The organism is Streptomyces nogalater (assembly GCF_039532885.1).
GTDB lineage: Bacteria > Actinomycetota > Actinomycetes > Streptomycetales > Streptomycetaceae > Streptomyces > Streptomyces nogalater.
Map to the genome: position 1 here is coordinate 12,874 of NZ_BAAASM010000037.1, position 25,548 is coordinate 38,421.

Below are 25,548 nucleotides of genomic sequence, written 5' to 3' on the forward strand. Positions count from 1 at the left end.
CTGTTCTGCCTAATTTCGGCCGTACCCGGTGCGGAGTGCGGCATGGATTGCGTTCGCGCGCACCGCACTCGCTTATCTCGCGCGCCGCCCGATCGCGGCGGCTCCTGGAAGGAACTCCCGAAAGTGAAGCTTCAGCGCAAGAACCGGCTGCGCGCCCTCTCTCTCGGTGCTGTCGCCGTCTCCAGCGCCCTGGCCCTGACGGCGTGCGGCTCCGACGACAACGGCAGCGGCAACGCCTCGGGGGGCACGTCCGCCGCCGCGAACACCGGCTCCATCAAGTGCGGCGACGCCAAGGGCCAGCTGCTCGCGGACGGCTCCTCCGCGCAGAAGAACGCGATCGACGCCTGGGTCAAGGCCTTCTCCCAGGCCTGCAAGGTGCAGATCAACTACAAGGGCGCCGGCTCCGGCGCCGGTGTCACCTCCTTCACCCAGGGCCAGATCGCGTTCGCCGGTTCCGACTCCGCGCTGAAGCCGGAGGAAGTCACCGCCTCCCAGAAGATCTGCAAGGGCGGCCAGGGCATCGACCTGCCGATGGTCGGCGGCCCGATCGCCCTCGGCTACAACGTCCCCGGCGTGGACAACCTGGTCCTGGACGCCCCGACGATCGCCAAGATCTTCGACAGCGAGATCAAGAGCTGGAACGACCCGCAGATCAAGAAGCTCAACCCCGACGCGAAGCTTCCCGACCTGAAGATTCAGGCCTTCCACCGCTCCGAGGACTCCGGCACCACGGACAACTTCACCAAGTACCTGCTCGCCACCACGCCCGAGAACTGGAAGTACTCCGGTGGCAAGGCCTGGCAGGCGCAGGGCGGCCAGGCGGCCTCCGGTTCGGCCGGCGTGGCCCAGGGCGTCAAGCAGAACTCCGGCGCGATCGGCTACTTCGAGCTGTCCTACGCCAAGGGCATCGACACCGTCGCCATCGCCACCGGCGCCAAGACCCCGGTGAAGCCGTCCACCGAGTCGGCCACCGCGGGCATCGCCGCGGCCAAGGTCGTCGGCACCGGCAAGGACCTGGCGCTCCAGCTCGACTACAAGACCAAGGCCGAGGGCGCCTACCCGATCACCCTGGTCACCTACGAGATCGTCTGCGACAAGGGCAACAAGGCCGACACCCTGCCCGCCACCAAGGCGTTCCTGCGCTACATCGCCGGCGAGGACGGCCAGAAGGTGCTGACGCAGAACGACTACGCCCCGATCCCCGACGAGATCATCGCCAAGGTCCGCACCACCATCGAGGGCCTGAGCTGACCTGATCCGTGAGTGTGCGGCCCGGCGCCCGCCCGGGCCGGGCCGCACCGTCCGGTGCACCGCCGCCACGAGCCGCGCCCCCGGCGGGGGCCGTGGCTTAGCAGACCGGAGAACCCGATGGACATATCGACGACAACCGACGTTCCTCCCCCCGCCTCCCAGCCCTCGCTCGCCGAACGCAAGCGCGCGGCCCGCGGCGCCACCCGGCCCGGCGACCGCATCTTCCTCGGCCTGTCGCGCGGCTCCGGCATCCTGCTGCTGGTGATCATGGCCGCGATCGCGGTCTTCCTCACCTACCGCGCCTCCCTCGCGATCAGCAAGGACCACGGGAACTTCCTGACCACCTTCGAGTGGAACACCAACCTCAACCCGCCGGTCTTCGGCATCGCGGTGCTGGTCTTCGGCACCATCGTCTCCTCGGTGATCGCCATGGTCATCGCGGTCCCGATCGCCGTCGCGATCGCGCTCTTCCTCACCCACTACGCCCCGCGCCGGCTGAGCGGCCCGATCGCCTATGTGATCGACCTGCTCGCCGCCGTGCCGTCCATCGTCTACGGCCTGTGGGGCGCCCTGATCCTGGTGCCGCACCTGCGCGGCCTGTACGGCTGGCTGGACACCTACCTCGGCTGGACCGGGATCCTCGCCTGGGAGGAGGGCGCTCCCCGGACCATGCTCGCCGTCGGCATCCTGCTGGCGATCATGATCCTGCCGATCATCACCAACGTCAGCCGCGAGGTGTTCCGGCAGGTCCCGCGGATGCACGAGGAGGCCGCCCTGGCCCTCGGCGCCACCCGCTGGGAGGTCGTCCGGATGTCCGTCCTGCCCTTCGGCCGCTCCGGTGTGATCTCCGCGTCCATGCTCGGCCTCGGCCGCGCCCTCGGCGAGACGATGGCCGTGGCCACCGTGCTCTCCCCGGACTACGACATCCACGCCAGCCTGCTGAACCCCGGCGGCGGCACCTTCGCCCAGAACATCGCCAGCAAGTTCGGCGAGGCCACCGAGCAGGGCCGGGACGCGCTGATCGCCTCCGGTCTGGTCCTCTTCGTTATCACGCTGCTGGTCAACGGCGCGGCCCGCGCGATCATCGCCCGCCGCAAGGAGTACTCGGGGGCCAACGCATGAGCACCGCAGCCGTCACCGACAAGCGTCCCGGGTCGCTGAGCGGCGCCCGCCTGCCCAAGTGGTCCCCGTGGGCCATCGCCGCCGGGTCCGTCGCCGTGGCGGTGGGCATCGGCCTCGGCGCGGGCCTGGACAGCGAGATCCAGTGGGGCCTGCTCGCCGCGATCCTGTTCATCCTCGGCACCTACGGCATCGCCGCCCGGGTGGAGGGCCGCCGGCAGGCCAAGGACCGGATCGCCACCTCGCTGGTCTGGGTCGCCTTCCTGCTCGCCGTCGTCCCGCTGGTCTCCCTGGTGTGGACGACCGTCTCTCGCGGCGTGAAGGTGCTCGACGTCCACTTCCTCACCCACTCCATGGGCATCGTCGCCGACACCGAGACCGGCGGCGGCATCTACCACGCCCTCATCGGCAGCCTGGAGCAGGTCGGCCTCGCCACCCTCATCGGCGCCCCGATCGGCGTGCTCACCGCCATCTACCTGGTGGAGTACGGGCGCGGCCGGCTCGCCCAGGCGGTGACCTTCTTCGTCGACGTCATGACGGGCATCCCGTCGATCGTCGCGGGCCTGTTCATCCTCAGCCTGATGCTCATCCTCGACCTGGAGCCGTTCGGCTTCGCCGGGTCGCTGGCCCTGGCCATCCTGATGATGCCGGTCGTCGTCCGCTCCACCGAGGAGATGCTCAAGCTCGTCCCGAACGAGCTGCGCGAGGCCTCCCTGGCGCTCGGCGTGCCCAAGTGGCGGACCATCCTGAAGGTGGTCCTGCCGACCTCCATCGGCGGCATCACCACCGGTGTCATGCTCGCCGTCGCCCGGATCGCGGGCGAGACCGCGCCGGTACTGCTGCTGGTGTTCGGCAACCCCTTCATCAACAACAACCCGTTCGAGGGCGCCCAGGCGTCGCTGCCGCTGTACATCTACCAGCAGTACGCGGCGGGCAACGACGCGGCGTACGACCGCGCCTGGGCGGCGTCCCTCACGCTGATCGCCTTCGTGATGATCCTCAACCTGGTGGCCCGCGGCATCGCCCGCTGGAAGGCCCCGCGCTGATTCCGTGCGGCCACCGCCGCCTGGCCGGCCGCCGACGCGGCCCCACAGCGACCGAGCTTGAATTCCTGGAAGTGAAGCAGACATGGCCAAGCGAATCGACGTAAGCGGGCTCACCGCCTACTACGGCTCCCACAAGGCGATCGAGGACATCTCGATGACGGTCGAGCCGCGCTCGGTGACGGCGTTCATCGGCCCCTCCGGCTGCGGCAAGTCGACGTTCCTGCGCACCCTGAACCGGATGCACGAGGTCACCCCCGGCGGGCGCGTCGAGGGAAAGGTGCTCCTGGACGCCGAGGACCTGTACGGCGCCGGGGTCGACCCGGTGTCCGTGCGCCGCGAGGTGGGCATGGTCTTCCAGCGCCCCAACCCGTTCCCCACGATGTCGATCTTCGACAACGTGGCGGCGGGCCTGCGGCTGAACGGCGATTACAAGAAGAGCGAGCTGAACGACATCGTCGAGAAGTCGCTCAAGGGCGCGAACCTCTGGAACGAGGTCAAGGACCGGCTGAACAAGCCCGGCTCCGGGCTCTCCGGCGGTCAGCAGCAGCGCCTGTGCATCGCGCGGGCCATCGCGGTCGAGCCGAAGGTGCTGCTCATGGACGAGCCGTGCTCGGCCCTGGACCCGATCTCCACGCTCGCCATCGAGGACCTGATCGGCGAGCTGAAGGAGCGGTTCACGATCGTCATCGTGACCCACAACATGCAGCAGGCGGCGCGGGTCTCGGACCGTACGGCGTTCTTCAACCTGGCCGCCGTGGGTCAGCCGGGCCGGCTGGTGGAGATCGACGACACCGAGCGGATCTTCTCCAACCCCTCGGTCCAGGCCACGGAGGACTACATCTCCGGCCGCTTCGGCTGACCGGCTCCCCGCCCCGGCCCGGTCCGGGGCGGGAGGGACCCCTCGCGGTGCTGCATGGCGGTGCCACCGCGAGGACGCAGAAGGGCCCGCCCCAGCTCCCGGGGGCGGGCCCGTCGCGTTACGCGGGGCGGGGTCCTACAGGGCCACCAGCTTCACGATGCCGAAGGCCAGGGCCGCGACCAGGGCCGCCGCCGGCATGGTGATGAACCAGCCCAGGACGATGTTCTTGGCCACGCCCCAGCGGACCGCGTTGACCCGCTTGGTCGCGCCCACGCCCATGATCGCCGAGGTGATGACATGGGTGGTGGAGATCGGTGCCTTGAAGATGAACGCGGTGGTGAACATGATCGACGCGCCGGTGGCCTCGGCCGCGAACCCCTGAGGCGGGTCCAGCTCGATGATCTTGCGGCCCAGGGTGCGCATGATCCGCCAGCCGCCGGCGTACGTGCCCAGGGACAGCATCACCGCGCAGACGATCTTCACCCAGACCGGGATCGGGTCGCCGAACGTCTCGTGGCCGGAAATGACCAGGGCCAGCACCACGACACCCATCGTCTTCTGGGCGTCCTGGAGACCGTGGCCGAGGGCCATGCCGGCGGCGGAGACGGTCTGGGCGATGCGGAAGCCGCGCTTGGCCTTGTGCGGGTTGGACCGCCGGAACAGCCACATGATCGCCGTCATGACCAGATAGCCGACGATCAGGCCGACGAACGGGGAGACGAACATCGGGATGACGACCTTCTCCAGCACCCCGCTCCAGAGCACGTCGGTGCCGCCCGCCAGCGCCGCTCCCACCATGCCGCCGAACAGGGCGTGCGAGGAGGACGACGGCAGGCCGAAGTACCAGGTGACCAGGTTCCAGACGATCGCGCCGACCAGGGCCGCGAAGAGGATGCCCATCCCCGTCGAGCCGCGGGGCGTCTCGATCAGGCCCTCGCTGACCGTCTTGGCGACGCCGGAGCCCAGGAAGGCGCCGGCCAGGTTCATCACGGCCGCCATGGCGAGCGCCGCCCGCGGGGTCAGCGCCCGCGTCGACACCGAGGTGGCGATGGCGTTCGCCGAGTCGTGGAAGCCGTTCGTGTACGTGAAGAAGAGCGCGACCGCGACGGTCGCGATCAGGGCGAAGGTGTCCATCGACGCCTCAGGACTCCTTGACGGCGATGGTCTCCACCGTGTTCGCCACGTGCTCGAACGCGTCCGCCGCCTCTTCGAGGACGTCCACGATCTGCTTGAGCTTCAGCACCTCGATGGCGTCGTACTTGCCGTTGAAGAGGTGGGCGAGCAGCTTGCGGTGGATCTGGTCGGCCTGGTTCTCCAGCCGGTTGACCTCGATCCAGTACTCGGTGAGGTTGTCCATGGTGCGGAGGTTCGGCATGGCCTCGGCCGTCAGCTCCGCCGCGCGGGCCAGGACCTCGATCTGCTGCTCGACGCCCTTGGGCAGTTCCTCGACGTTGTAGAGGACGACCAGGTCGACGGCTTCCTCCATGAAGTCCATGATGTCGTCCAGGGAACCGGCGAGGGCGTAGATGTCCTCCCGGTCGAACGGCGTGATGAACGAGGAGTTCAGCTGGTGGAAGATCGCATGCGTGGCGTCGTCACCTGCGTGTTCCGCGGCCCGCATACGCTCTGCGATCTCGGCCCGGGCGGAGGAGTCCGCCCCGAGCAGTTCCATCAGGAGTTTCGAGCCCGTGACGATGTTGTCCGCGGACGCGGCGAACATGTCGTAGAAGCTCGTCTCCCTGGGGGTCAGACGAAAGCGCACGTGGGGTCCTCGGGGTGCTTCGGTTTCGGTCAGGCTGATGCTAGGCGCATCATCCGGCCACGGCTAACGGGCCGCATCCCAGTGTCGCCCATCGACCGCGGTGATGAGCACAGGGGCGTACGAAGGCCCCCTTACCCCGCAAAGTTCGTTACCATATACCCAGTAGGGGTATGTGTCCCTTTTGTCCGCAGCTCGTCCCGAGACGGAGGCCCGCGATGACGACGACGACCGAGGCCGGCGCCACGCACGGCTACCACAAGCAGAAGGACGAGCACCTCAAGCGGCTGCGCCGCATCGAGGGGCAGATCCGCGGCCTGCAGCGGATGGTGGACGAGGACACCTACTGCATCGACATACTCACGCAGGTCTCCGCCTCCACCAAGGCCCTGCAGTCCTTCGCCCTCCAGCTGCTGGAGGAGCACCTGCGGCACTGCGTGGCGGACGCGGCCGTCAAGGGCGGCGACGAGATCGACGCGAAGGTGGACGAGGCGACGAAGGCGATCGGCCGCCTGCTGCGCACCTGAGCGGTCCGGCGGCGCGGGCCGCGCTCAGTCCGGATCCCGCTCCTCGGCGACGCGCAGCACGGCGTCGATGCTCTCCAGGCTGAGCCGGTCCTCGGCGGCCGAGGCCGCGATGATCAGCTCTCCGCAGAGTTCGATCTCGGCGAGGGCCACGTGGTCCTGAACCGCCGTGCCGCCGACCGGAGCCACCCGCCTCACCTCTTCCCTGCCGTCACCGCCTCCTAGGGTAGGCAGTGGTCTACACACCGCGCATGGCACGGACGGGCTACTTACTCAAGGACGTCTGGGACTAGTGACTGGCCGGAATCAGCCGCTCTCGCCGGTCTCGTCCCCGGAGACCCGGCCCGTATAGATGTCCGCCGGGGCCGGCAGCCGGATGTCCGCGGGCGCGCCGAAGCCGTACAGCAGCAGGGTGGAGGCGACCGCGACGGTGGCCTTGGCGTGCCCGTTGGAGAAGCTGAAGCGCTGCCGGAGCTTGCGGATGCGGCCCTCGTCGTCCAGGTAGGCGTCGAACGGCACCCGGGCCGTGGCGAACCCTTTCGCCGCCGCGGCCAGCGCCGCCCGGTTCTCGGCCGAGGCGTACCGGGCCGCGTGGCCCAGGTCGGCGGTGCCCCGGTAGTGGCGTACGGCCGTCCCCGCCACCTCGGTGTGGCCCACGAAGACCGCCTCGCGGGTCCCGCGCAGCAGCTCGGCCGCCACGTACGGGTCGGTGGCGCCGCCGGTGACCAGATTGCCGTCGGACAGCGTCGCGGTCTCCACCCGCACCCACTTGTCGGCGGGCACGCCCGCGCCCCGGTTCTTCATGTACAGCGCGCCCGGGGTGAGGAGTTCGGTGATGGGCCGGTGTCCGGCGGCGCCGGTGGGGTCCGCGGGGAGCATCACGGTGAGCCGGCCGAGGCGCCGACGGTAGTCGTAGACGCCCCGGCCCCGGATGGTGACGCGGGTGCCGCCGGTGGCCATCTCCATGGCGGTGCCGGCCTTGGAGCTGCCCGCGTCCCGCAGCGCCCGCGCGGCCCGGTGCAGCGCGCCGACGGGGTCGCCCGCGCCCTTGACGTCGTCGGCGGCGGCCCCGCCGCCCAAGTGGCCGCAGGCGCCCGCCGCGAGGCCGAGGAGGATGACCGTCGCGGCGACCGTCCCGCCCGCGCGTCTGTGCTGCCGCCGATCCATCGCCTGCCTACCCCCAGCCGGTGTGTCCGTCACGGGCCCCCCGTCGTCCGGATAACGACGGCTGGGGAGCACCGTCACGCGCCGCCGGGCGCGCTGGGTACGGTGGTCGGTGTGGCAGTCACCTCGGGGCAGCAGGACGGGCCGGAGCACCGCACCACGACGACCGAACAGGGCCGCTTCTGCGTGGCCCGCTGCACCTGCGGCTGGCGCGGCCCCGCCCGCCGCGCCCGCAGCCAGGCCCGTACGGACGCGGAGACGCACACGGCGGCCGGCTGACCGCCGGGGCCCCGGTGTCTTCCGGCGGCCGCCCCGGTGTCTTCTCGGGTGAGCGGCGGCCGGACAGGGCGGGAGCGACCTGGCCCCGCCGGTCCGCCCCGGCCGGGCGGCCGTGGGCCGCCGTCCGTCTCGGCCGCATCGTCCCACCGGGAGGGCTCGGGGTCAGGTGCGCCGTTCCCCGTGGCCGGACGGCAAGCCGAGTGCGTCCACCAGGTCCCGGTCGCGAGGCTGGGTCAGGCGGGCCCGGGCCGCGTCCGGGGTGAGCCACAGGATGCGGTCCACCTCGCTGTTCGGGGTGAAGTGGCCGGAAACCGCCTCGGCGGCCCAGTACCGCACCCGCTTGAACCTGCCGTCGGCCGCGTAGCAGACGGCGGGCAGCTCCCCGCCGGGCTCGGCGGTGTACCCGGTCTCCTCCGCGACCTCGCGCAGCGCCCCGGCGAGGGGGTCCTCACCCCGCTTCAGCTTGCCTTTGGGGTGCGACCAGTCGTCGTACTTGGGCCGGTGCACCAGACAGATCTCCAGGGCACCGGTGAGCGGCGAGCGGCGCCACAGGACGCAGCCGGCCGCCTGGACCACGGTGTCTCCCACGCCGTCTCCTTCCGGCTCAGGGCGCGTTGACGGTCTGCTTCTGCCAGGCCTGCTGGAACGCGAACCGGGCCGCCTCCACCTCGTGCCGCTGGTCGGCGTGGAGCACGCCGAGGGCGTAGGCGGTGGCCGGGGTGATCCGGGGCGTACGGGCCGCCTGGGCCGCCGCCGCTGCCGCCTCCGCGGCGTCCCGGTGCCGGTTCAGCGCCTGCCCGGCCGTCAGCAGCCGTACGTCCAGCGGGGCGTTGCCGCCGTGCAGCACCTCGCGGGCGTACCGGTACAGCCGAAGCAGCAGCCGGACCTGGTGCCAGGGGCCGTCCTGGGGGTGCGGGGACGGCTCCGGGGACAGTCCGTGGACCAGCGCCTCCGCGTTGTACGGGTGGCCCGCGGTGACCAGGGGCAGCGCGGTGACGGCGTCCGTGAGACGTTCCTCGGCGGCGGCGGCCAGCGGGCCCAGCCCGGTGCCGGCCGCGGCCGGGGTGAGGGGGACCTCGCTGGCCAGCACGGCGACCTTGTCGGCCACCGCGTGGAAGCGGGAGGAGCCGAGGGCCTGGAGCGCCGTGGAGTGGGCCCGGGTCCGGGCCAGGGTGAGCTGGCGTTCCAGCAGGGCACCGGCCTTGGCCGCGCCGACGGTGAGCGTGCCGCGCTCCGGCGGTGCCGTGGCGTACGCCGGCCCGCCGGCCGCCTTCCCGGGCAGACCACGGCCGCCGGCCGTCATCGCGTCGACCGTCGGCACGGGCAGCGCCGTCACCCCGGACAGGCGGTGCAGCGCCAGCAGCAGCCGCTCCAGACGGGCCTGGCAGGCGTGCTCCAGGCCCAGCGTGCCGGACAGCCAGGCCAGTTCGGGGCGGATCTCCTCGGACCAGTCGGGGTCGAGGAGCGGGCGGAAGGTGTGCAGGCTGCCGCTGATGCGGCGGGCCGAGCGGCGCAGGGCGCGCGCCGCGTCGACGGACTCCTCCGGGCCACCGCCCGCCACGCCCGTACCCGCGCGCGGGAGAGCGCTCCCGTTGCCGCCGGTCTCCCGGTGCAGGCGCAGGGCGCGGAGGAACTCCGTGGCCTGGGCGCGCAGGTAGTCCGCGAGGACGTCACCCGCCGCCGCCTCGGCCGTGGAGTCGGTCTGGTCAAGGTGTTGCTGTGCCACGCCGGCGCCTCCGGGCGTCTATGAGCATCTCCTGGACGTTGCGCAGGGGCCCGCCGTCCCCGTCGGTCGCGTGCCGCGTCCACTCGCCGTCCGGGCCGAGGTGCCAGGAGGCGGTGGAGTCGGACATGCCGGTGTCCAGCAGCCGGTTGAGGGCTGCGCGGTGGCCGGGGTCGACGACCCGGACCAGGGCCTCTATCCGGCGGTCGAGATTGCGGTGCATCATGTCGGCGCTGCCGATCCACACCTCCGGCTCGCCTCCGTTGCCGAAGGCGAACACCCGGGAGTGTTCCAGGAAGCGGCCGAGGATCGAGCGGACCCGGACGTTCTCCGACAGGCCGGTGACGCCGGGGCGGATCGCGCAGATGCCGCGCACCCACACGTCCACCGGCACGCCCGCCTGGGAGGCGCGGTAGAGGGCGTCGATGACCGCCTCGTCCACCATCGAGTTGACCTTGATCCGGATGAAGGCCGGCCGGCCCGCGCGGTGGTGCTGGATCTCCTTGTGGATACGGGAGACCAGACCGTCACGCAGTGACTTGGGCGCCACCAGCAGCCGGCGGTAGGTCTCCCGGCGGGAGTAGCCGGACAGCCGGTTGAACAGGTCCGAGAGGTCCGCGCCGACCTGTGGGTCCGCGGTGAGCAGGCCGAGGTCCTCGTAGAGGCGGGCCGTCTTCGGGTGGTAGTTGCCGGTGCCGACATGGCTGTAGCGGCGCAGGGTCTCGCCCTCCTGGCGGACCACCAGGGACAGCTTGCAGTGGGTCTTCAGCCCGACCAGGCCGTAGACGACGTGGCAGCCGGCCTCCTCCAGCTTGCGCGCCCACTTGATGTTGGCGTGCTCGTCGAAGCGGGCCTTGATCTCGACCAGGACGAGGACCTGCTTGCCGGACTCGGCGGCGTCGATGAGGGCGTCCACTATGGGGGAGTCGCCGGAGGTCCGGTACAGGGTCTGCTTGATGGCGAGGACGTCCGGGTCGGCGGCGGCCTGCTCCAGGAAGGCCTGCACGGAGGTGGAGAAGCTGTCGTAGGGGTGGTGCAGGAGCACGTCCCGGGCGCGCAGCGCGGCGAATATGTCGGGCGGGGACGCCGACTCGACCTCGGCGAGGTCGCGGTGGGTGCCGGCGATGAACTTCGGGTACTTCAGCTCCGGCCGGTCCAGCGAGTGGATCCGGAACAGGCCGGTGAGGTCCAGGGGGCCCGGCAGCGGGTACACCTCGGCCTCGGAGATCTTCAGCTCGCGCACCAGCAGGTCCAGCACCTCGCGGTCGATGGACTCCTCGACCTCCAGGCGCACCGGCGGGCCGAAGCGGCGCCGCATGAGTTCCTTCTCCAGGGCCTGGAGCAGGTTCTCGGCGTCGTCCTCCTCGACCTCCAGGTCCTCGTTGCGGGTGATCCGGAAGGCGTGGTGCTCCAGGATCTCCATGCCCGGGAACAGCTCTTCCAGGTGGGTGGGGGCGGCGATGACGTCCTCGATGGGGACGTACCGGCCCGGGGAGGCCTCCAGGAAGCGGGACAGCAGCGGGGGCACCTTCACCCGGGCGAAGTGCCTGTGGCCGCTGACCGGGTTGCGTACGACGACGGCCAGGTTCAGCGAGAGGCCGGAGATGTACGGGAAGGGGTGCGCGGGGTCGACGGCCAGCGGGGTGAGGACGGGGAAGATCTGGTTCCGGAACAGCGTGAAGAGGCGGGCCTGCTCCTTCTCGGTCAGCTCCTGCCAGCGGACCAGGTGGATGCCCTCCCCGGCGAGCGCCGGGGCGACGTCCTCGTGGTAGCAGGCGGCGTGCCGGGCCATCAGCTCGCGGGAGCGGGCCCAGATCATCTCCAGCACCTCGCGCGGCTGGAGGCCGGAGGCGGAGCGGGTGGCGACGCCGGTGGCGATGCGGCGCTTGAGACCGGCCACCCGGACCATGAAGAACTCGTCCAGGTTGCTGGCGAAGATGGCGAGGAAGTTCGCCCGCTCCAGCAGGGGGGTGTCCGGGTCCTCGGCCAGTTCCAGGACCCGCTCGTTGAAGGCGAGCCAGCTGCGCTCACGGTCGAGAAAACGTCCCTGGGGCAGGGGCGCGCCGTCGGCCTGGGCCTCCTCGTACGCGTCGAGGTCCGCGTCGAGGTCGGGCGCCAGACCGGAGACGGCGGGGGCCACGGCGCGCTGCCGGTGCGCGGCGATGGAGCCCACGGGGGGCTGCGGCGTGTGCGGGGCCTCGGCCTGGGTCTCGTGCTGCCTCATGGACCCATTCTTCCCCGTCGCGGGTGACACGGGCGCGTCGGAACGCGCGGGCGGGAGCCGCACGGTTCCGCTCTCCGTGGCGGACCCCTCCGGGGGCGGCGAAGGCTCTGGCACGACGGGTGTCATTGGCCGAGCGTCGCAAGCCAGGCTGAATCAATGGTTACGGCGACATGACGTGTGGGATAGCGGGGGGAGGCCCGAAGGAGACCCGGACGGGGCCGGACGGCCGCGTCCGGGGGCCGGGCCGGACCCGTCGCTCCTCGGTCCGGCCCCGGCTCGTTGCCCCGCCGTATCCGGTCCCGGCCCGTTGCCCCCTGCATCCGGTCCCGGCCCGCGCCCCTCAGTATCGGTTCCGGCCCCTCGGGCCGCCGTGACCCGGCAGGCGTGGCCCGGGGCCTGTCTGCTCTGCTGGGTGGTCCGTGTCTGCTGGGTGGTCCGCGCGGGGTGCGAGGGGATTCCCGGAAACCGACCGTGACCGGTGTGAACCATTCGGCCGGTCCCGTCCGATGAGGAGATGTGAGCGAGACGAGAAGCGACGCGGAGCTGCTGCGGGCCATCGCGGCGGACCGCGACCGGCACGCCTTCGAGGAGCTGTTCCGGCGGTACGCGCCCTGGCTGACCGCACGGCTGCGCGGGCGCTGCGCGGACGCCGGGGTCGTGGACGACATCGTCCAGGAGACCTTCCTCGCGATCTGGCGGGGCAAGGCCCGCTACCGCGAGGAGGGCGACGTGGCCGGCTGGCTGTGGCGCATCGGCTCCCGCCGGCTCGTGGACGCCCAGCGCGGCGACGGGGCCCGCGGCCGGCTGCGGCAGGCGCTGGCCCGGCTGCGCCACCGGGACGAGGTGTCCGCCGAGGACCGGGTGCTGGCGGGCGTGGAGCACGGGGACCTGGCCGGCGCGCTCGTCCGGCTCTCCCCGGAGCTGCGCGCGGTGCTCCAGGCGACGGTCATCGACGGGCTGACCACCCGGGAGGCGGCCGTCCTGCTCGGGATTCCGCCCGGCACGGTCAAGACACGGGCGATGCGGGCCCGGAAGCAACTGCGGGAGGCACTGGCATGACGGAACGAGGACCGGCGGGGGTGTCGGCATGAGCTGGCACGTCACCGAGGAAGACCTGCGGGCCTACGCCCGCGGGGAGCTTCAGCCGCCGCTGCTGTGGTCCGCCGACACGCACCTGGCCGGCTGTGCCGAGTGCCGGGCGGTGCTGGCCTCGGCCTGGGACGCCGGGACGCTGGACGCGGCCTGGACGCGGCTGGACGCCGAGCTGGACGCGCCCCGGCCCCGCCCGTTCGAGCGGCTGCTGCTGCGGCTCGGAGTGGCCGACCACACCGCGCGGCTGCTGGCCGCGACCCCGGTGCTGCGCCGCTCGTGGCTGACGGCCGTGGCACTGGTGCTGGTGATGTCCGTGCTGACCGCCCGGGCCGGCCACTCGACCACCCTGTTCCTGGCGCTCACCCCCCTGCTGCCGCTCGCCGGGGTCGCCCTGTCGTACGGGCCGGTGGTCGACCCGACGTACGAGATGACGGTCGTCTCCCCGCTGCACGGCTTCCGCCTGCTGATGATCCGCACGGTCGCCGTGCTGTCCGCCGCCCTCGCCCTGACCGGTCTGGCGGGCCTGGCCCTGCCCGGGTTCGGGCTGAGCGCGTTCGCCTGGTTGCTGCCCGCGCTGGCGCTCACCGCGACCGGGCTCGCGCTGACCCCCCGGCTGGGGCCGGTCACCGGGCCCGCCCTGGCCGGCGGCGGCTGGGTCGTGCTGCTGCTCCTCGCCCAGGCGTTCCGCAACGGCGGCGACCGCGTGCTCGCCCCGTTCACCGCCGCCGGGCAGGGCGTGGCCGCCGGGGTCGCCGCCCTCGCCGCCGGCCTGCTCTTCCTCGCCCGGGACCGCTTCGACCAGTCCACCGGGGGCGTCCGGTGAGACCCGTGTCCGGTGAGCCCCGTGTCCCACGGAGGCGCCCGACGAGCCCCCTGCCCCCGCCCTCCCACAGGAGCCCCGCATGACCACCACCGTCTCCGCCGCCGGACTCACCCTCCGCTACGGCGGCACCCGCGCCCTGGACGACGTATCGCTGCGGCTCGGCCGGGGTGTGACCGGGCTCCTGGGGCCGAACGGTGCCGGGAAGACCACGCTGCTGCGGGTGCTGGCCACCGCCGTACCGGCCGACCGGGGCGCCTTCACGGTGCTCGGGCACGACCCGGCGACCGCGCGGGGCCGTCAGGAACTGCGCCGGCACCTGGGCTATCTCCCGCAGACCCCCGGCTTCCACCCCGACTTCACGCCCTTCGAGTTCGTGGACTACGTCGCGATCCTGAAGGAGCTGACCGACCGCGCCGCCCGGCACCGGGAGGTGCGCCGCGTCCTGGCCGAGGCCGACCTGGAGGACGTGCGCGGCAAGCGCATCAAGAAGCTGTCCGGCGGCATGCGGCAGCGCGTCGCACTGGCCGCCGCCCTCGTCGGCGACCCGGGCTTCCTGGTGCTGGACGAGCCGACCGTCGGCCTCGACCCGGAACAGCGGATGCGCTTCCGGGAGGTGATCGCCCGCGCCGGAGAGGACCGCACGGTGCTGCTGTCCACCCACCAGACCGAGGACGTGGCGATGCTCTGCAACCGCGTCCTGGTGATGGCGGGCGGCCGGATCCGGTTCGCCGGCACCCCCGCCGAACTGACCGCGCGGGCCGCCGGCCGGGTGTGGAGCAGCGGCGGACGCGATCCCGGGGCGAAGGCGGGCTGGCGCACCGGTACGGGCACCTTCCGCAACGTGGGCGATCCGCCGCCCGGCGCCGAACTGCTCGAACCCACCCTGGAAGACGGCTACCTGCTCACCCTCGACGGCGAGCCGGCGGAGGTGACGGCATGACCACGTCCGTACGGGAGAAGGAAGCGCAGGCCGCCCCGGCCGCGCCCGGCACCCCCTCGGCGGCCGTGCTCGCGCTCGCCCTCTTCGAGGCGCGCCGGCTGCTGCGGCGCCTGCCCGTCCTGCTCGCCCTCGCCGGTTACACGGCCTGGCTGGTGTGGCACAACCTCCAGCCCTGGGACGAGTTCCCGGCGCTCCAGGACGCCGACCGCGCCACCCAGGGCGGTCCGCTGTTCGTCGGTCTCGCCGCGCTGCTGTGCGCGAACCAGGCCGTGCTGCGCTCGCGCCGCCGGGACACCGAGCGCCATTTCGCGGTGCTGGCGCTGTCCCCGGGGCAGCGCACGGTGGCGCACGCGCTGTCCGTCGTACCGCTCGCGCTGCTGGTCGCCGTGGGGGTGACCGCCCAGTTCACCTGGGAGGCGGTCAAGCCCGGTGCGGTCGGGCACGGTTCGGTGTTCGAACTGCTGGTCGGACCGCTGACGGTGCTGCTGTTCGGGGCGCTCGGTGTGCTGCTGGCCCGGCTGGTGCCGTCGACCGTCGCGGCGCCGCTGCTGGTCGTGGTGTTCTTCCTGATGTTCGTCGGGGCCGCGTTCCCGTTCGGCGGCGAGACCGGCACCGCCTGGCTGGCCCCGGTGGTGGGCACGGCCAACAAGTACCCCTTCCCGTCCGGTCTGCTGGGCCGCCCCGCCGCCTGGCACGCCCTCTACCTCGCCGGGCTCGCCGTGACGGCCGCGCTGCTCGCCGTCCTGCTCTCCGGCTCCCGCGGCCGGAGAGTCCAGGCGGCCGTCGCCGCCGCGCTGGCCGTGACCGTGCTGGGCGGCGCCGCCCAGACCCGCGATGTCCCGGAGACGACGGCGGCGGCCCGGCAGCGGGCCTCGCTCACCCCGGAGAAGGAGCAGACGTGCGTGCGGCGGGGCACCTCGGAGTACTGCGCGTTCCCCGAGTGGGCGCCGCGGACCGCCGAATGGGAGCGGGTCGTGCGCGGGGTGCAGTCGCTGGCGGGCGGCCCCGCGCAGGGGCAGCGACTGCTGGTCCGGCAGCGGCTGGAGGCCCGCTACGGCCTCGACACCGACTCGGCGCTGCCTCCGTCCGCCACTCCCCACCAGGTCACCGTGGGCACCGCCTGGGGCGGCAACCGGGTCCCGGAGTTCTCCACGGCCGTGGCCGCCGTGCTGGTCGCGGGCGACGAGAAGTCGGCGGCCAGGCTGTGCGACGGCCGGATGGTGACCGTCATGTGGCTGTCCCTCGCCTGGCAGGACGACCCCGAGTCGCAGCTCAGGCACGTCCGGCTCGACGACAGCCTCAGCGGTGAGGCGGTCGTCCTCTCCCCGACCGACCCGCTCACCATGACGGCCGGACAGACCGAGGTCGTCCGCGCCCTGCTGGACCGGCCGCTGCCCTCGGTCGTCGGCCGGGTCAAGGCGCACTGGGCGGAGCTGACCTCGCCGAAGCTGACCACCGCCCGCGCGGCCGAAGTGCTGGGCGTGCCCGTCAAGGTGGGGCCGGACCGGTGCGGGGAGTGATCCCGGCGCTGGCCGTCCCGGTCTGGCGGGCGCTGCCGTGGCGGACGCTGGGCGCGGCCGGCGCGGTCGGCCTGCTGATCCCGGGGCTGCCCCGGCTGTCCGGCGCCGAGCCGGCCGAGTGGGTCACGCTGTTACTGCTGCGCGCCGCCGCTCTCGTCCTCGCGCTGGGCCTGGCCTTCCTGCTGGACGATCCCGCCCGGCACGGCACCACCCCGGTGCCGACCGGGCGGGCGGTGCGGACCGCGCTGCGGGTGGCGCTGGTGGCGCCGTTCGCCGCCGCGTGGTGGACGGCCGTACTGCTGCTGGCGCCCGGCGCGCACCGCCCGCCGGCCGGGGACGTCACCCTGGAGGCCGGGGCGGTCTGCGCGCTGGCTCTGGCCCTGGCCGCGCTCGCCGCGCGCCACTCGGACGACCCGCACCCGGGCCGGCCGGCGGCCACGGCGCTGCTGGCCGCCGCCCTGCTCGCCCCGCTGCTGCTGCCGGACGACTGGCCCCTGTTCGTGCCCGCCCAGGACCCCCGCTGGGACACGGCCCACGACCACTGGGCCTGGCTGCTGGCGGCGGCGGGCGCGATATGGCTGCTGACCCTCCGCGAGCCCCTGCGACGCCCCTTCCGGCGCAGGGCACCCAGGCCCCGGCGCTCGGGCTGAAGCCGTGCTCAGGTCTCCGTGCGGTACATCAGGTCCGTCTCGTGGACGGTGAAGCCCAGCCGCTCGTACACCGTCACCGCGGCCTTGTTGTCGGCGTCGACGTAGAGCATCGCGGTCGGCAGCTGCTGGGCGGCCAGGTGACGCAGCCCGATCGTGGTGAGGGCCTTGCCGAGGCCGCCGCCCTGCTCGCCGGGGCGCACCCCGAGGACGTAGACCTCGCCGAGGCCCTCCTCGGCGTGCGTCTTGGTCCAGTGGAAGCCGATCAGCTCCCCGCGCCGCTCGGCGAGGAAGAACCCGGCGGGGTCGAACCACGGCTCGGCCTTGCGGTCGTCCAGGTCCCGCTGGGTCAGGGAGCCCTGCTCCGGGTGGTGGGCGAAGGCGGCGGCGTTCACCGCGAGCCAGGCCGCGTCGTCCTTGCCGGGCACGAAGGGGCGCACGCTCACGCCCTCCGGCAGTACCGGCTCGGGCAGCTCCAGATCGGTCAACGACCGCCGCATCTGGCGCAGTTCCCGGAACAGGGTCAGACCCAGCACCTGGGCCAGGTGCCGGGCGGCGGGGTGCCCGCCGTGCGCCCACACCCGCAGCCGCTTGCCGGAGGCGGCGAGCAGGGCCGAGCCGAGCGCCCGCCCGTGCCCGTGCCCGCGCTGCCCGGGGTGGACGACGAGTTCGGCGGCCGGCGGCTCCACCGGGTCGGTGTCCTCCAGCTGGGCGTAGCCGACGAGTTCGCCGCCGACCGTCAGCAGCAGGTGTGAGACGCCTTCGCGGGAGCCGCCGCGCAGGTGCAGCCGGCCCTGCTCGGACACCGGCTGCTGCCCGTCGGCCCGGGCGGCCTCGCCGAGCAGGCGCAGCACGGCCTCGCCCTGGTCCGGGGTGAGCGCGGAGTAGGTCTCGATGGAGCGGGCGGGAAAGCCCCGTACGGTGTCGTCGCTGCTCATGCGTACGAGGGTACGGGGCGCCCGGGGCGAAGTCCCGGCACACCGGCGGCGGAGGCACCGGTTCGGACATCCCTGAAGGGAGACCAGGATGTGATCTGAACCCTCTGTCGCGCTACGCGCGTTGACTTTAGGCTGCGCCGAGCACCACAGCCGACCCACAGGGGGGTTTTCATGCCATCCGCACCCCGGCGCACCAGACGCCGTACCTACGCCTTCCTCGCGTCCGCGGCCGGTCTCGCCACGGCGGCGGCGCTGGCCACCGCGCTGCCGGCGGACGCGCGCGAGAACCACCACCCCCACCGCCCGGGCCGCTACCAGGACGTCCAGCTGCTGTCCTTCAACGACCTGCACGGCAACCTGGAGCCCCCGTCCGGCTCCTCGGGCCGCGTCACCGAACTCCAGCCGGACGGTACGACGAAGACGGTCGACGCGGGCGGCGTCGAGTACCTCGCGACGCACCTCCGCAACGCCCGCGAGGGCCACCCGTACTCGGTGACGGCGGCCGGCGGCGACCTGGTCGGCGCCTCCCCGCTGCTGTCCGGCCTGTTCCACGACGAGCCCACCATCGAGGCGCTGAACAAGCTGGACCTGGACGTCACCTCGGTCGGCAACCACGAGTTCGACGAGGGCGCGCGGGAACTGGCCCGCCTCCAGAACGGCGGCTGCCACCCGAAGGACGGCTGCTACACGGACAAGGAGTTCGAGGGCGCCGGCTTCCCGTACCTGGCCGCGAACGTCCAGGACGACACGACCGGCAAGCCGATCCTGAAGCCCTACTGGGTCTGGCAGAAGAACGGCGTCAAGATCGGCTTCATCGGCGTCACGTTGGAGGGCACCCCGGGCATCGTCTCCGCCGAGGGCGTCAAGGGCCTGACCTTCAAGGACGAGACCGAGACCATCAACAAGTACGCGAAGGCGCTCCAGCGCCAGGGCGTGCAGTCCATCGTGGCCCTGATCCACGAGGGCGGTTACCCGGCCTCCGGCTCCTACAACTACGACTGCGACTCCCCGGGCGCGGGCGACGGCATCTCCGGCCCGATCGTGGACATCGCCAAGAGCGTGACCCCGGCGGTGGACGCGCTGGTCACCGGCCACACCCACCAGGCGTACGTCTGCACGGTCCCCGACCCCTCGGGCCGCCCCCGCATGGTCACCTCGGCGTCCTCCTTCGGCCGCCTGTACACCGACACCACACTCACCTACGACCGCCGGACGGGCGACATCGTGCGGACGGCGGTGAACTCCGCCAACCACGTGGTCACCCGGGACGTGCCCAAGGCGGCGGACATCACCGACCTGATCGGCAAATGGAACACCCTGGCCGCGCCCATCGGCAACCGCCCCGTCGGCTACATCTCCGGCGACATCGGCAACACCGGCACGGAGTCCCCGATGGGCGACCTGGTCGCCGACGCGCAGCTCGCCTACGGCCGTGAGCTGGACCCGAGGACCAGCCTGGCGCTGATGAACCCCGGCGGCGTCCGGGCGGGCCTGACCTACGCGGCGAAGGGCGCCGAGGGCGACGGCGTCGTCACCTTCGCCGAGGCCTTCACGGTCCAGCCGTTCGCCAACACGGTCAACCTCGTGGACCTCACCGGCGCCCAGCTCATCCAGGCGCTCAAGGAGCAGGTCAGCGGCCCCAACGAGGCGGCCCCGCGCATCCTCCAGCCCTCGGCCGGCCTCACCTACACCCTGGACCTCACCAAGTCCGGCGCGGACCGCGTGCTCACCGACTCCATCCGCCTGAACGGAACGCCCGTCGACCCGACGGCCACCTACCGCGTCGCCCTGAACGCCTTCCTCGCGGGCGGCGGCGACGGCTTCCCGTCTCTGGGCCAGGGCAGGAACACGGTGGTCGGCACGGACGACCTGGCGGCCCTGGAGAAGTACCTGACGGCGAACTCCACGCCGACCTCCCCGCTCGCGCCTCCGGCGGCGAACCGCGTCACGATCATCAAGTAGGCCTTGTGGACTGCTCCTCTGGCCTTGTCCACAGCTGTGGACAAGGCCAGAGGTTCGCGTCCGCGTGGTCGTGGGTCACGGGGGTGTCAGCGCTCGTACGCGGGGATGCGGGCGCCCCTGCTGTGGGCGATGCGGAGGACCTCCTCCAGGGACTCGCCGGCCCGCGTCAGCGCGAAGCGCACGGCGCGTTCGCCCGCCGCCCGGTCCGCGAGCACGGCCCTCGCCCCGGCCAGCACCTGCTCCCCCGACCGCAGCTGCGCCGCCTCCACGTCGTCCGCGAGGCGGGACAGGCGGCTGTCGTCGTGGTCGGCACTCAGATAGCAGGGCTTGCCCTCGGGGCTCGTCCAGGGCAGCAGGCGCAACTCGGCCATGCGAAGTCTCCGTTGTGGCTCGTGATGATTACGGTTCGTGCCCCGATCGTCACGTACGGCGAGAACGCTGCGGAAGAGCTGCTGTGTTGTCCGTGAGCGGGGACAACAGGGAGGGGTTACGTGGGCGAGAGCGTTGACCCGGGGCCGGTGTCCGGACGGGCCATCCTCGGACAGACCCTGAAGGTACTGCGCGACAAGGCCGGCAAGTCCCTGGGCCAACTGGCCGAGGACACCGGCTACGACAAGAGCTACCTGAGCCGTCTGGAGTCCGGCGAGCGCCTGTCCAAGGTCACGGTGATGGAGGACCTGGACAGCTACTACGGCACGGGCTCCTTGCTGGTCGGCCACTGGAAGGCCGCGCGCCTGGACGCCTTCAAGGACCAGTACAAGGAGTTCATGAAGCTGGAGGCTACGGCGCGGATCATGTGGAAGTTCTCGCCGGGAGTGCCTGGGCTTCTTCAGACTGAGGACTTCGCCAGGGAGGTGCTGTCCGGTCCCCAGACGATGCTGGAGGGGGACGACTGGATCGAGGAGCAGGTCGCGGCACGCGTCGGACGGCAGTACCTGTTGTGGCAGAAGCCAGAGCCCAGCGTCCGCATCATCATGGATGAGTACGCGTTCCGGCGCCCTGCGGCCGTTCAGAAGACCTGGAAAGAGCAGCTGATCCGCATAGAGTCCGTCGCGATGCTGCCGAACGTGACGCTTCAGGTGCTGCCCTTCGCCGCCGGGCTCCATCACCACATGCACGCGTCGCTGACCTTGTTGTGGCAGAAGGACGCCAGTGGTGTTGCCTACGTAGAAGGCAGCACACGGGGCGAGTTGACCGAGGAACCAGACGGTGTTCTGCGACACAGACTGTCCTACGATCGCCTCCGAGACATGGCGTTGTCCCCGTCGGACTCGCTCGCCTTCATCAGGGACGTACTGGAGGAGCACGGATCATGAACCGCACCCTCGACCTCAGCACCGCGACCTGGCGCAAGTCGAGCTATAGCGACGGCGGGGACAACAACTGCGTTGAGGTGGCCGACGGTTACCTGGAGGGCGTCCCGGTCCGCGACAGCAAGGTCCCCGCAGGCACCACCCTGATCTTCGGCACCGCGTCCTGGTCGGCGTTCGTAGCGGGCGTGAAGGAGTCCCTGTGACCCCCGACCTGTCCACCGCCTCCTGGCGGAAGTCGAGTTACAGCGACGGCGGGGCCAACAACTGCGTAGAAGTCGCAGACGGCTACCCCCACCTGGTCCCCGTCCGCGACAGCAAAACCCCCGCCTCCCCGCCCTTGGTCCTCTCGGCCGCTTCCTGGGCCGGGTTCGTGGACGGGATCAAGCGCGGGAGGGGCGAGCACACGTTCGGGTGATGTGGGGCGGAAGCCCTGCGTGTCGGGTCGGGCATGCCCGCATGGTTGGTCTCCCGGTCGAATGGACGGCCGGGCACGAACTACCGATGCGGAAGGTACCCAGGCGGTTATGGTCGTAGACACGACGCGTCGAAGGAGGACATCGATCATGGCCACCCATGCCAGCGACCTCGATCCGATCATCCCTCCCATGCCCGAGCGGAACCCCAAGGCGCTGCGCCAGGCCATCGCCCAGCACACGCCCGACCTCCTTCCCGACTTCGAGGAGCACTGGAAGTGGGCGATCGCTGACGCGTATGACCCGACTCCTGCGGAAGCGTTCATGGTTCGCTGGTGGAGTGCGTACGCCATCGCCCGTGACCCCAAGCTGGACGCGCACGTACGGGAACTTGAGCACCGGGCAGCCTACGAGTGCACCGATATCAACGAGGCCAAGGCTCTTCTCGAAGAGGCATCGAAGATCTACTACCGGGTGCGAGAGCTGGAGCCCGGGGAGTGACCGAAGGTTTCATGGGGCCGCCCTGGCAGATGGACTGGCGGCTCAGTGCTCTTGCCGAGCTCGAAGCGCTGCCTGCGGACGTGCGGGACATCGTCTACGTCGTCCGTAGTGAACTGATCACTGCCAAGGATCCCTATTTCCGTGGGATCGACACCGATAAGTGCCTTCCCGACGGCATGAAGGTACTGCCGGACCGGTCCTCCGATCCGAAGGGGCGCCACATCTGCTTCTTCGACGATGGGAACGGCTGGCTCAGGTACGTCTTCGTACGGCGGATGGAAGAGCCCCAGATCGTGGTGGAGGAACTCTTCTGGATGGGTGCCGAACCGGACGAGGCGCCGCCAACGGAGGAGTAGGAAACCGGCCGCCGCTCCGCAGGACGAGGCGGCGGCCGGAGTGCCCCAAGCTCAGGAAGCCGAAGGAGTCCAGTCGCCCAACCAGTCACCGATCTCCTGGCCGGAGGCCTGCGCGTCGGTCAGGTGGGGGCGGTCCGGGCTCGCCGCACCCGCGCCCGCGCCCGTGTTCTTGTACTCGGCGAAGCGGTCGTCCTTCCAGGAGAAGCCGCTCATGTCGGTCCAGGGGGTTGTCTTGATCGCGGCGCTCAGGGTCGTGTTGCGGACCGTGGTCTGCGGGTCCAGCGTGGCGTCGCCGCCGGCGTGCCAGGGTCGGCCCAGGTAGAAGGTGCGGTCGGAGACGTCACCGTTGATCGTGGAGTTGGCGATCAGGATGCCCTTGCGGTTCGCCGCCGTGGACGGGGCCGTGACGTAACCCGCCGACGTGCCGTTCCACCGCTTCTTCAGGGTGATGACCGACTTGTCGATCACCGCCGTGGCCCGGCCGAAGATGAAGTCGACGTTCCCGATCACGTACGAGTTGGTCATGTAGACCCGGCCGAGGCGGTCCTTCGACGCCGTGTCCAGGAGCAGGGTGTCCTGGTCGCCGGACACGATCACCCCGTCCAGGAAGACCTTGTCGGACGCCGTGCGCAGGGCCACCGCCTGCTGGGCGATGTCCTGGTGGGCGGCCTCGTCGAAGTCGTTCGTGATGCTGAGGTTGCGCGCCTGGAAGTCGTCGGCCTCCACGGCCACGGTGGCGCTGCCCCCGGTGCCGTACGTGCCCGAGCCGTCGGGCTTGGGCGTGCCGGACGCGTTGTTGTAGACGATCACCGTGTCCTTGCGGCCGGCGCCCGTGCCCTGGAGGGTGACGTGCGGTTTGTTCGACGGGATCTTGACCGTCTCCCGGTACGTGCCGGGCTTGACCGCGATGACCACCCGGGACGGGTTGTTCGCCGGGACCGCGTTCACGGCCGCCTGGACGGACGTGTACTGGCCCGAGCCGTCCTTGGCGACCGTGAGCGTGGTCGCGGCCGCCGCCTTGGCGGACGTAGTGGTCGTGCCCAGGGAACTCCTCGGGCCCGCGCCCGACTTCACCACCGACGGGACGTCCGCCGCCTTGTCCGGCGTGTACGCGTAGTAGCTCCTCGGGTCCCACGACCCGCCCGCGCCGCCGCTCTCGTTGCGGCCGCTGGTGCCCGAGAAGAGGTTGCCGCGCTGGACGAGGGTGGCCGTCGCGTCCCTGATCACCGGGTTGGCCAGGCCCTGGAAGTACGAGTTCTCCAGCAGCATGTTCGTCCTGCCGCGCGCGTAGTTGCCGTAGGACGCCGTGATGGCCGTGCCCGGCTCGTCCACCAGGTAGTTGTTGTACAGGTGGGCGTGGGCCACGTTGTCCGTGGACGGGTTGCGCTGCTCGGTCTCGCGGATCCAGTTGTGGTGGATCGTGATGTCCGCCGTGGTGTTCTCGGTCCAGCCGATGCCGAACGCCTTGTTCTCCTGGCCGAGCCGGTTCCAGGAGACGGTCAGGTACGTGGTGTCCTTGCGGCTGTCGATCAGCCCGTCCGCCATGTGCCGGATATCGTTGTGGTCGATCCAGACGTGGTGGGCGCCGTCCATCTGGATGCCGTCGTAGTCGTGCTCCTTGTCGTTCCAGACGCCCTGGTAGGCGTCCCGGATGGTCAGGTTCCGGATGATCACGTTGTGGACGCCCTGGCCGAGGAAGAAGCCTCCGCCGACGATCTGGCCCGAGGTGCCCGCGCCGATGATGGTCTTGTCGGACCGGACCTTGATCTCTTTCCCGACGGGGTCCATTTTGATCGCGGCGGCCACGACGATGATGTACGGCTTGTCGGCGGTGGCGTACTTCTCCAGGTCCGCAAGGGTCTTCACGGTGACGATCTCGCCGCCGCGCCCGCCGTACGTGCCGTTCTGCCCGAGCGCGTTCACCGAGGCGAACCCGTCGGCGGCCTGCGTGGCCCACGCCGGTACGGCGGTCGCGGCCGACGCGTGCGACGAACCGCCGGGGCCGAGCAGGCCGTAGCCGAGTCCGCCCGCCGCCGCGAGCGCGAGCGGCAGCCCGGCCGCGATCGCGGTACGGCTCCTGCGGTGACGGGGAGTGCGAGTGCTCATGAGCGACTCCAGGTGTGGTCCGTGTGGGGATGCCACACCAAAGTCGCCGCGGGACGCGGAAAGGTTGCCGGGCGGTCAGCCGGCGATGTGCAGGCCGAAGCCCGAGCGGCCCGGGAGTTCCAGGCCCTCGCGCAGCCGCATCGACGGCATCTCGTAGTCGCCGTAATTCTGGGGGCGGTACGGGACCGGGTCGGTGTCCTCCAGGGTCAGCAGCCGCTTCTTCCACTGCTCGGCCGCGTCCGCGAAGGCCTCGGCGGACATCCGTACCGTCCGGTGCAGGACGAACGGCGGCAGCACGTCCATGCCGGGGTGGAAGAGGATGCCGTGCTGGATCGGGAACAGCAGGTCGTCGATGGGGCCGTTGATGCCGCGGTCGGAGTACTGGGACTCGGGGCCGCCGATCGTCACCGACAGCATCGCGCGCCTGCCCTTGAGGGTGCCGTCGCCGAAACGGTCGCCGTACCGGGTCTCGTTGTGCTCGCCGACGCCGTACCCGAAGCCGTAGGTGTACACCCGGTCCACCCAGCCCTTGAGGATCGCGGGCATCGAGTACCACCACAGCGGGAACTGGAGGATCACGGTGTCCGCCCACAGCAGCTTCTCCTGCTCGGCGCGGATGTCGGCGGACAGCGCGCCGGACGCGAAGGCCCGCCCGGAGTCGTGGACCACGTCCAGCGGGCTGGAGGCGTCGCCGCCGAAGTCGTCCGCGTCGACGGTGGGCTTCCAGCCCATCGCGTACAGGTCGCTGACCCGCACCTCGTGCCCCGCGCCGGTCAGCGTCTCCACCGCGATGTCGGTGAGCGCGCCGTTCAGCGACCGCCGCTCGGGGTGGGCGTGCACGATGAAGACCTTCATGTCTGCTCCTGCTCCTTGGGTCGAGGTGCCTTCGATCCTGGTGGGATCCGGCGGTGCGATTCAGGGGCGCCTCCTCCGCAGGACCGGACTTCCTGGTACTGGCGGGGCCACCCAACCGGAGGGCCTGGCACGGA

Annotated in this window: 28 protein-coding genes; 17 read left to right on the forward strand and 11 right to left on the reverse strand. The window is 71.5% G+C overall.

Annotated features, from left to right (window positions below):
- Positions 1-123 precede the first annotated feature (123 nt).
- The 4 genes from pstS to pstB all read left to right on the forward strand — a co-directional run bounded on the left by pstS (position 124) and on the right by pstB (position 4,275).
- Positions 124-1,251 (forward strand): phosphate ABC transporter substrate-binding protein PstS, encoded by a 1,128-nt coding sequence (gene pstS, locus ABD350_RS24970; protein WP_344350572.1) that lies wholly within the window; start codon positions 124-126, stop codon positions 1,249-1,251.
- 117 nt (positions 1,252-1,368) lie between these two features.
- A complete protein-coding gene (gene pstC, locus ABD350_RS24975) occupies positions 1,369-2,373 on the forward strand; it encodes a phosphate ABC transporter permease subunit PstC (RefSeq protein WP_344350573.1) in 1,005 nt (334 codons plus the stop codon).
- Positions 2,370-3,416: a phosphate ABC transporter permease PstA gene (gene pstA / locus ABD350_RS24980; protein WP_344350574.1), complete on the forward strand. Its 1,047-nt coding sequence runs from the start codon at positions 2,370-2,372 to the stop codon at positions 3,414-3,416. Before pstC ends, pstA begins: the two co-directional genes overlap by 4 nt.
- A gap of 82 nt (positions 3,417-3,498) precedes the next feature.
- The gene (gene pstB, locus ABD350_RS24985; RefSeq protein WP_344350576.1) at positions 3,499-4,275 is read left to right on the forward strand and encodes a phosphate ABC transporter ATP-binding protein PstB; all 777 of its coding nucleotides are present in this window, start codon (positions 3,499-3,501) and stop codon (positions 4,273-4,275) included.
- A gap of 135 nt (positions 4,276-4,410) precedes the next feature.
- On the opposite strand, the gene ABD350_RS24990 is transcribed toward pstB, so the two are convergent.
- Entirely contained in the window at positions 4,411-5,409 is a 999-nt protein-coding gene (locus tag ABD350_RS24990) for an inorganic phosphate transporter (RefSeq protein ID WP_344350578.1), read from the reverse strand.
- Between the two features lie 7 nt (positions 5,410-5,416).
- Entirely contained in the window at positions 5,417-6,037 is a 621-nt protein-coding gene (locus ABD350_RS24995; RefSeq protein ID WP_015493282.1) for a DUF47 domain-containing protein, read from the reverse strand.
- A gap of 215 nt (positions 6,038-6,252) precedes the next feature.
- Between ABD350_RS24995 and ABD350_RS25000 the strand changes: the two genes are divergently transcribed.
- Complete coding sequence (locus ABD350_RS25000) at positions 6,253-6,561, forward strand: metal-sensitive transcriptional regulator (RefSeq protein WP_030744446.1); 309 nt, start codon at positions 6,253-6,255, stop codon at positions 6,559-6,561.
- 24 nt (positions 6,562-6,585) lie between these two features.
- Here ABD350_RS25000 and ABD350_RS25005 read toward each other — a convergent pair whose 3' ends face one another.
- Together ABD350_RS25005 and ABD350_RS25010 are read right to left on the reverse strand one after the other, a co-directional pair.
- Positions 6,586-6,747: a hypothetical protein gene (locus ABD350_RS25005; RefSeq protein ID WP_189986689.1), complete on the reverse strand. Its 162-nt coding sequence runs from the start codon at positions 6,745-6,747 to the stop codon at positions 6,586-6,588.
- A 117-nt stretch (positions 6,748-6,864) separates the two neighbouring features.
- Positions 6,865-7,725 carry an SCO4651 family lipoprotein gene (locus ABD350_RS25010; RefSeq protein WP_344350580.1) on the reverse strand — a complete coding sequence of 287 codons (861 nt, stop codon included), beginning with the start codon at positions 7,723-7,725 and terminating at the stop codon, positions 6,865-6,867.
- A 111-nt stretch (positions 7,726-7,836) separates the two neighbouring features.
- Here ABD350_RS25010 and ABD350_RS25015 point away from each other — a divergent pair, with 111 nt between their 5' ends.
- Entirely contained in the window at positions 7,837-8,001 is a 165-nt protein-coding gene (locus ABD350_RS25015) for a hypothetical protein (protein ID WP_344350581.1), read from the forward strand.
- A 162-nt stretch (positions 8,002-8,163) separates the two neighbouring features.
- Here the strand turns inward: ABD350_RS25015 and ABD350_RS25020 are convergent, their stop codons facing one another.
- From ABD350_RS25020 to ABD350_RS25030, 3 genes are read right to left on the reverse strand one after another with little or no spacing between them, the layout of a single operon-like run.
- Positions 8,164-8,589 carry an NUDIX hydrolase gene (locus tag ABD350_RS25020; protein ID WP_344350582.1) on the reverse strand — a complete coding sequence of 142 codons (426 nt, stop codon included), beginning with the start codon at positions 8,587-8,589 and terminating at the stop codon, positions 8,164-8,166.
- 16 nt (positions 8,590-8,605) lie between these two features.
- On the reverse strand, positions 8,606-9,727 hold the full coding sequence (locus ABD350_RS25025; protein WP_344350583.1) for a CHAD domain-containing protein: 1,122 nt from the start codon (positions 9,725-9,727) through the stop codon (positions 8,606-8,608).
- A complete protein-coding gene (locus ABD350_RS25030) occupies positions 9,708-12,074 on the reverse strand; it encodes an RNA degradosome polyphosphate kinase (RefSeq protein WP_344350584.1) in 2,367 nt (788 codons plus the stop codon). The genes ABD350_RS25025 and ABD350_RS25030 overlap by 20 nt, the downstream gene beginning before the upstream one ends.
- 390 nt (positions 12,075-12,464) lie before the next feature.
- On the opposite strand from ABD350_RS25030, the gene ABD350_RS25035 reads away from it, so the two are divergent.
- The 5 genes from ABD350_RS25035 to ABD350_RS25055 all read left to right on the forward strand — a co-directional run bounded on the left by ABD350_RS25035 (position 12,465) and on the right by ABD350_RS25055 (position 16,973).
- A complete protein-coding gene (locus ABD350_RS25035) occupies positions 12,465-13,007 on the forward strand; it encodes an RNA polymerase sigma factor (protein ID WP_344350585.1) in 543 nt (180 codons plus the stop codon).
- Positions 13,008-13,035: 28 nt separating this feature from the next.
- On the forward strand, positions 13,036-13,863 hold the full coding sequence (locus ABD350_RS25040) for a cupin domain-containing protein (protein WP_344350587.1): 828 nt from the start codon (positions 13,036-13,038) through the stop codon (positions 13,861-13,863).
- A 79-nt stretch (positions 13,864-13,942) separates the two neighbouring features.
- A complete protein-coding gene (locus tag ABD350_RS25045) occupies positions 13,943-14,803 on the forward strand; it encodes an ABC transporter ATP-binding protein (RefSeq protein ID WP_344350588.1) in 861 nt (286 codons plus the stop codon).
- On the forward strand, positions 14,800-16,323 hold the full coding sequence (locus ABD350_RS25050; RefSeq protein WP_344350589.1) for an ABC transporter permease: 1,524 nt from the start codon (positions 14,800-14,802) through the stop codon (positions 16,321-16,323). The genes ABD350_RS25045 and ABD350_RS25050 overlap by 4 nt, the downstream gene beginning before the upstream one ends.
- Positions 16,311-16,973, forward strand: a complete 663-nt coding sequence (locus tag ABD350_RS25055) for an ABC transporter (protein ID WP_344350590.1) — start codon at positions 16,311-16,313, stop codon at positions 16,971-16,973. Before ABD350_RS25050 ends, ABD350_RS25055 begins: the two co-directional genes overlap by 13 nt.
- 8 nt (positions 16,974-16,981) lie before the next feature.
- Here ABD350_RS25055 and mshD read toward each other — a convergent pair whose 3' ends face one another.
- Entirely contained in the window at positions 16,982-17,908 is a 927-nt protein-coding gene (mshD, locus tag ABD350_RS25060) for a mycothiol synthase (RefSeq protein ID WP_344350592.1), read from the reverse strand.
- 171 nt (positions 17,909-18,079) lie between these two features.
- Here mshD and ABD350_RS25065 point away from each other — a divergent pair, with 171 nt between their 5' ends.
- Entirely contained in the window at positions 18,080-19,870 is a 1,791-nt protein-coding gene (locus tag ABD350_RS25065) for a bifunctional metallophosphatase/5'-nucleotidase (protein ID WP_344350593.1), read from the forward strand.
- An 86-nt stretch (positions 19,871-19,956) separates the two neighbouring features.
- Here ABD350_RS25065 and ABD350_RS25070 read toward each other — a convergent pair whose 3' ends face one another.
- Positions 19,957-20,241 carry a hypothetical protein gene (locus tag ABD350_RS25070; protein WP_344350595.1) on the reverse strand — a complete coding sequence of 95 codons (285 nt, stop codon included), beginning with the start codon at positions 20,239-20,241 and terminating at the stop codon, positions 19,957-19,959.
- Positions 20,242-20,361: 120 nt separating this feature from the next.
- Between ABD350_RS25070 and ABD350_RS25075 the strand changes: the two genes are divergently transcribed.
- The 5 genes from ABD350_RS25075 to ABD350_RS25095 all read left to right on the forward strand — a co-directional run bounded on the left by ABD350_RS25075 (position 20,362) and on the right by ABD350_RS25095 (position 22,453).
- Entirely contained in the window at positions 20,362-21,186 is an 825-nt protein-coding gene (locus ABD350_RS25075) for a helix-turn-helix domain-containing protein (RefSeq protein WP_344350596.1), read from the forward strand.
- Positions 21,183-21,386, forward strand: coding sequence for a DUF397 domain-containing protein (locus ABD350_RS25080; RefSeq protein WP_344350597.1), 204 nt, complete (start codon positions 21,183-21,185; stop codon positions 21,384-21,386). Before ABD350_RS25075 ends, ABD350_RS25080 begins: the two co-directional genes overlap by 4 nt.
- Entirely contained in the window at positions 21,383-21,598 is a 216-nt protein-coding gene (locus tag ABD350_RS25085; RefSeq protein ID WP_344350598.1) for a DUF397 domain-containing protein, read from the forward strand. The genes ABD350_RS25080 and ABD350_RS25085 overlap by 4 nt, the downstream gene beginning before the upstream one ends.
- A 148-nt stretch (positions 21,599-21,746) precedes the next feature.
- Entirely contained in the window at positions 21,747-22,097 is a 351-nt protein-coding gene (locus tag ABD350_RS25090) for a hypothetical protein (RefSeq protein WP_344350599.1), read from the forward strand.
- Positions 22,094-22,453, forward strand: coding sequence for a hypothetical protein (locus tag ABD350_RS25095; protein WP_344350600.1), 360 nt, complete (start codon positions 22,094-22,096; stop codon positions 22,451-22,453). The genes ABD350_RS25090 and ABD350_RS25095 overlap by 4 nt, the downstream gene beginning before the upstream one ends.
- Positions 22,454-22,504: 51 nt before the next feature.
- Here ABD350_RS25095 and ABD350_RS25100 read toward each other — a convergent pair whose 3' ends face one another.
- Positions 22,505-24,559 (reverse strand): pectinesterase family protein, encoded by a 2,055-nt coding sequence (locus ABD350_RS25100; RefSeq protein ID WP_344350601.1) that lies wholly within the window; start codon positions 24,557-24,559, stop codon positions 22,505-22,507.
- 75 nt (positions 24,560-24,634) lie between these two features.
- Positions 24,635-25,414, reverse strand: coding sequence for an NAD(P)H-dependent oxidoreductase (locus ABD350_RS25105; protein ID WP_344350602.1), 780 nt, complete (start codon positions 25,412-25,414; stop codon positions 24,635-24,637).
- Positions 25,415-25,548 lie beyond the last annotated feature (134 nt).

What these genes read in the sequence shown, in the direction of transcription:
- ABD350_RS25000 (WP_030744446.1), top strand. Translation starts at nt 6,253, where the DNA reads ATGACGACGACGACCGAGGCCGGCGCCACGCACGGCTACCACAAGCAG.
- ABD350_RS25105 (WP_344350602.1), bottom strand. Translation starts at nt 25,414, where the DNA reads ATGAAGGTCTTCATCGTGCACGCCCACCCCGAGCGGCGGTCGCTGAAC.
- ABD350_RS25040 (WP_344350587.1), top strand. Translation starts at nt 13,036, where the DNA reads ATGAGCTGGCACGTCACCGAGGAAGACCTGCGGGCCTACGCCCGCGGG.
- ABD350_RS25090 (WP_344350599.1), top strand. Translation starts at nt 21,747, where the DNA reads ATGGCCACCCATGCCAGCGACCTCGATCCGATCATCCCTCCCATGCCC.
- ABD350_RS25045 (WP_344350588.1), top strand. Translation starts at nt 13,943, where the DNA reads ATGACCACCACCGTCTCCGCCGCCGGACTCACCCTCCGCTACGGCGGC.
- ABD350_RS24990 (WP_344350578.1), bottom strand. Translation starts at nt 5,409, where the DNA reads ATGGACACCTTCGCCCTGATCGCGACCGTCGCGGTCGCGCTCTTCTTC.
- ABD350_RS25065 (WP_344350593.1), top strand. Translation starts at nt 18,080, where the DNA reads ATGCCATCCGCACCCCGGCGCACCAGACGCCGTACCTACGCCTTCCTC.
- pstB (WP_344350576.1), top strand. Translation starts at nt 3,499, where the DNA reads ATGGCCAAGCGAATCGACGTAAGCGGGCTCACCGCCTACTACGGCTCC.
- ABD350_RS25030 (WP_344350584.1), bottom strand. Translation starts at nt 12,074, where the DNA reads ATGACACCCGTCGTGCCAGAGCCTTCGCCGCCCCCGGAGGGGTCCGCC.
- ABD350_RS25080 (WP_344350597.1), top strand. Translation starts at nt 21,183, where the DNA reads ATGAACCGCACCCTCGACCTCAGCACCGCGACCTGGCGCAAGTCGAGC.
- ABD350_RS25010 (WP_344350580.1), bottom strand. Translation starts at nt 7,725, where the DNA reads ATGGATCGGCGGCAGCACAGACGCGCGGGCGGGACGGTCGCCGCGACG.
- mshD (WP_344350592.1), bottom strand. Translation starts at nt 17,908, where the DNA reads ATGAGCAGCGACGACACCGTACGGGGCTTTCCCGCCCGCTCCATCGAG.
- pstC (WP_344350573.1), top strand. Translation starts at nt 1,369, where the DNA reads ATGGACATATCGACGACAACCGACGTTCCTCCCCCCGCCTCCCAGCCC.
- pstA (WP_344350574.1), top strand. Translation starts at nt 2,370, where the DNA reads ATGAGCACCGCAGCCGTCACCGACAAGCGTCCCGGGTCGCTGAGCGGC.
- ABD350_RS25100 (WP_344350601.1), bottom strand. Translation starts at nt 24,559, where the DNA reads ATGAGCACTCGCACTCCCCGTCACCGCAGGAGCCGTACCGCGATCGCG.
- ABD350_RS25070 (WP_344350595.1), bottom strand. Translation starts at nt 20,241, where the DNA reads ATGGCCGAGTTGCGCCTGCTGCCCTGGACGAGCCCCGAGGGCAAGCCC.
- ABD350_RS25050 (WP_344350589.1), top strand. Translation starts at nt 14,800, where the DNA reads ATGACCACGTCCGTACGGGAGAAGGAAGCGCAGGCCGCCCCGGCCGCG.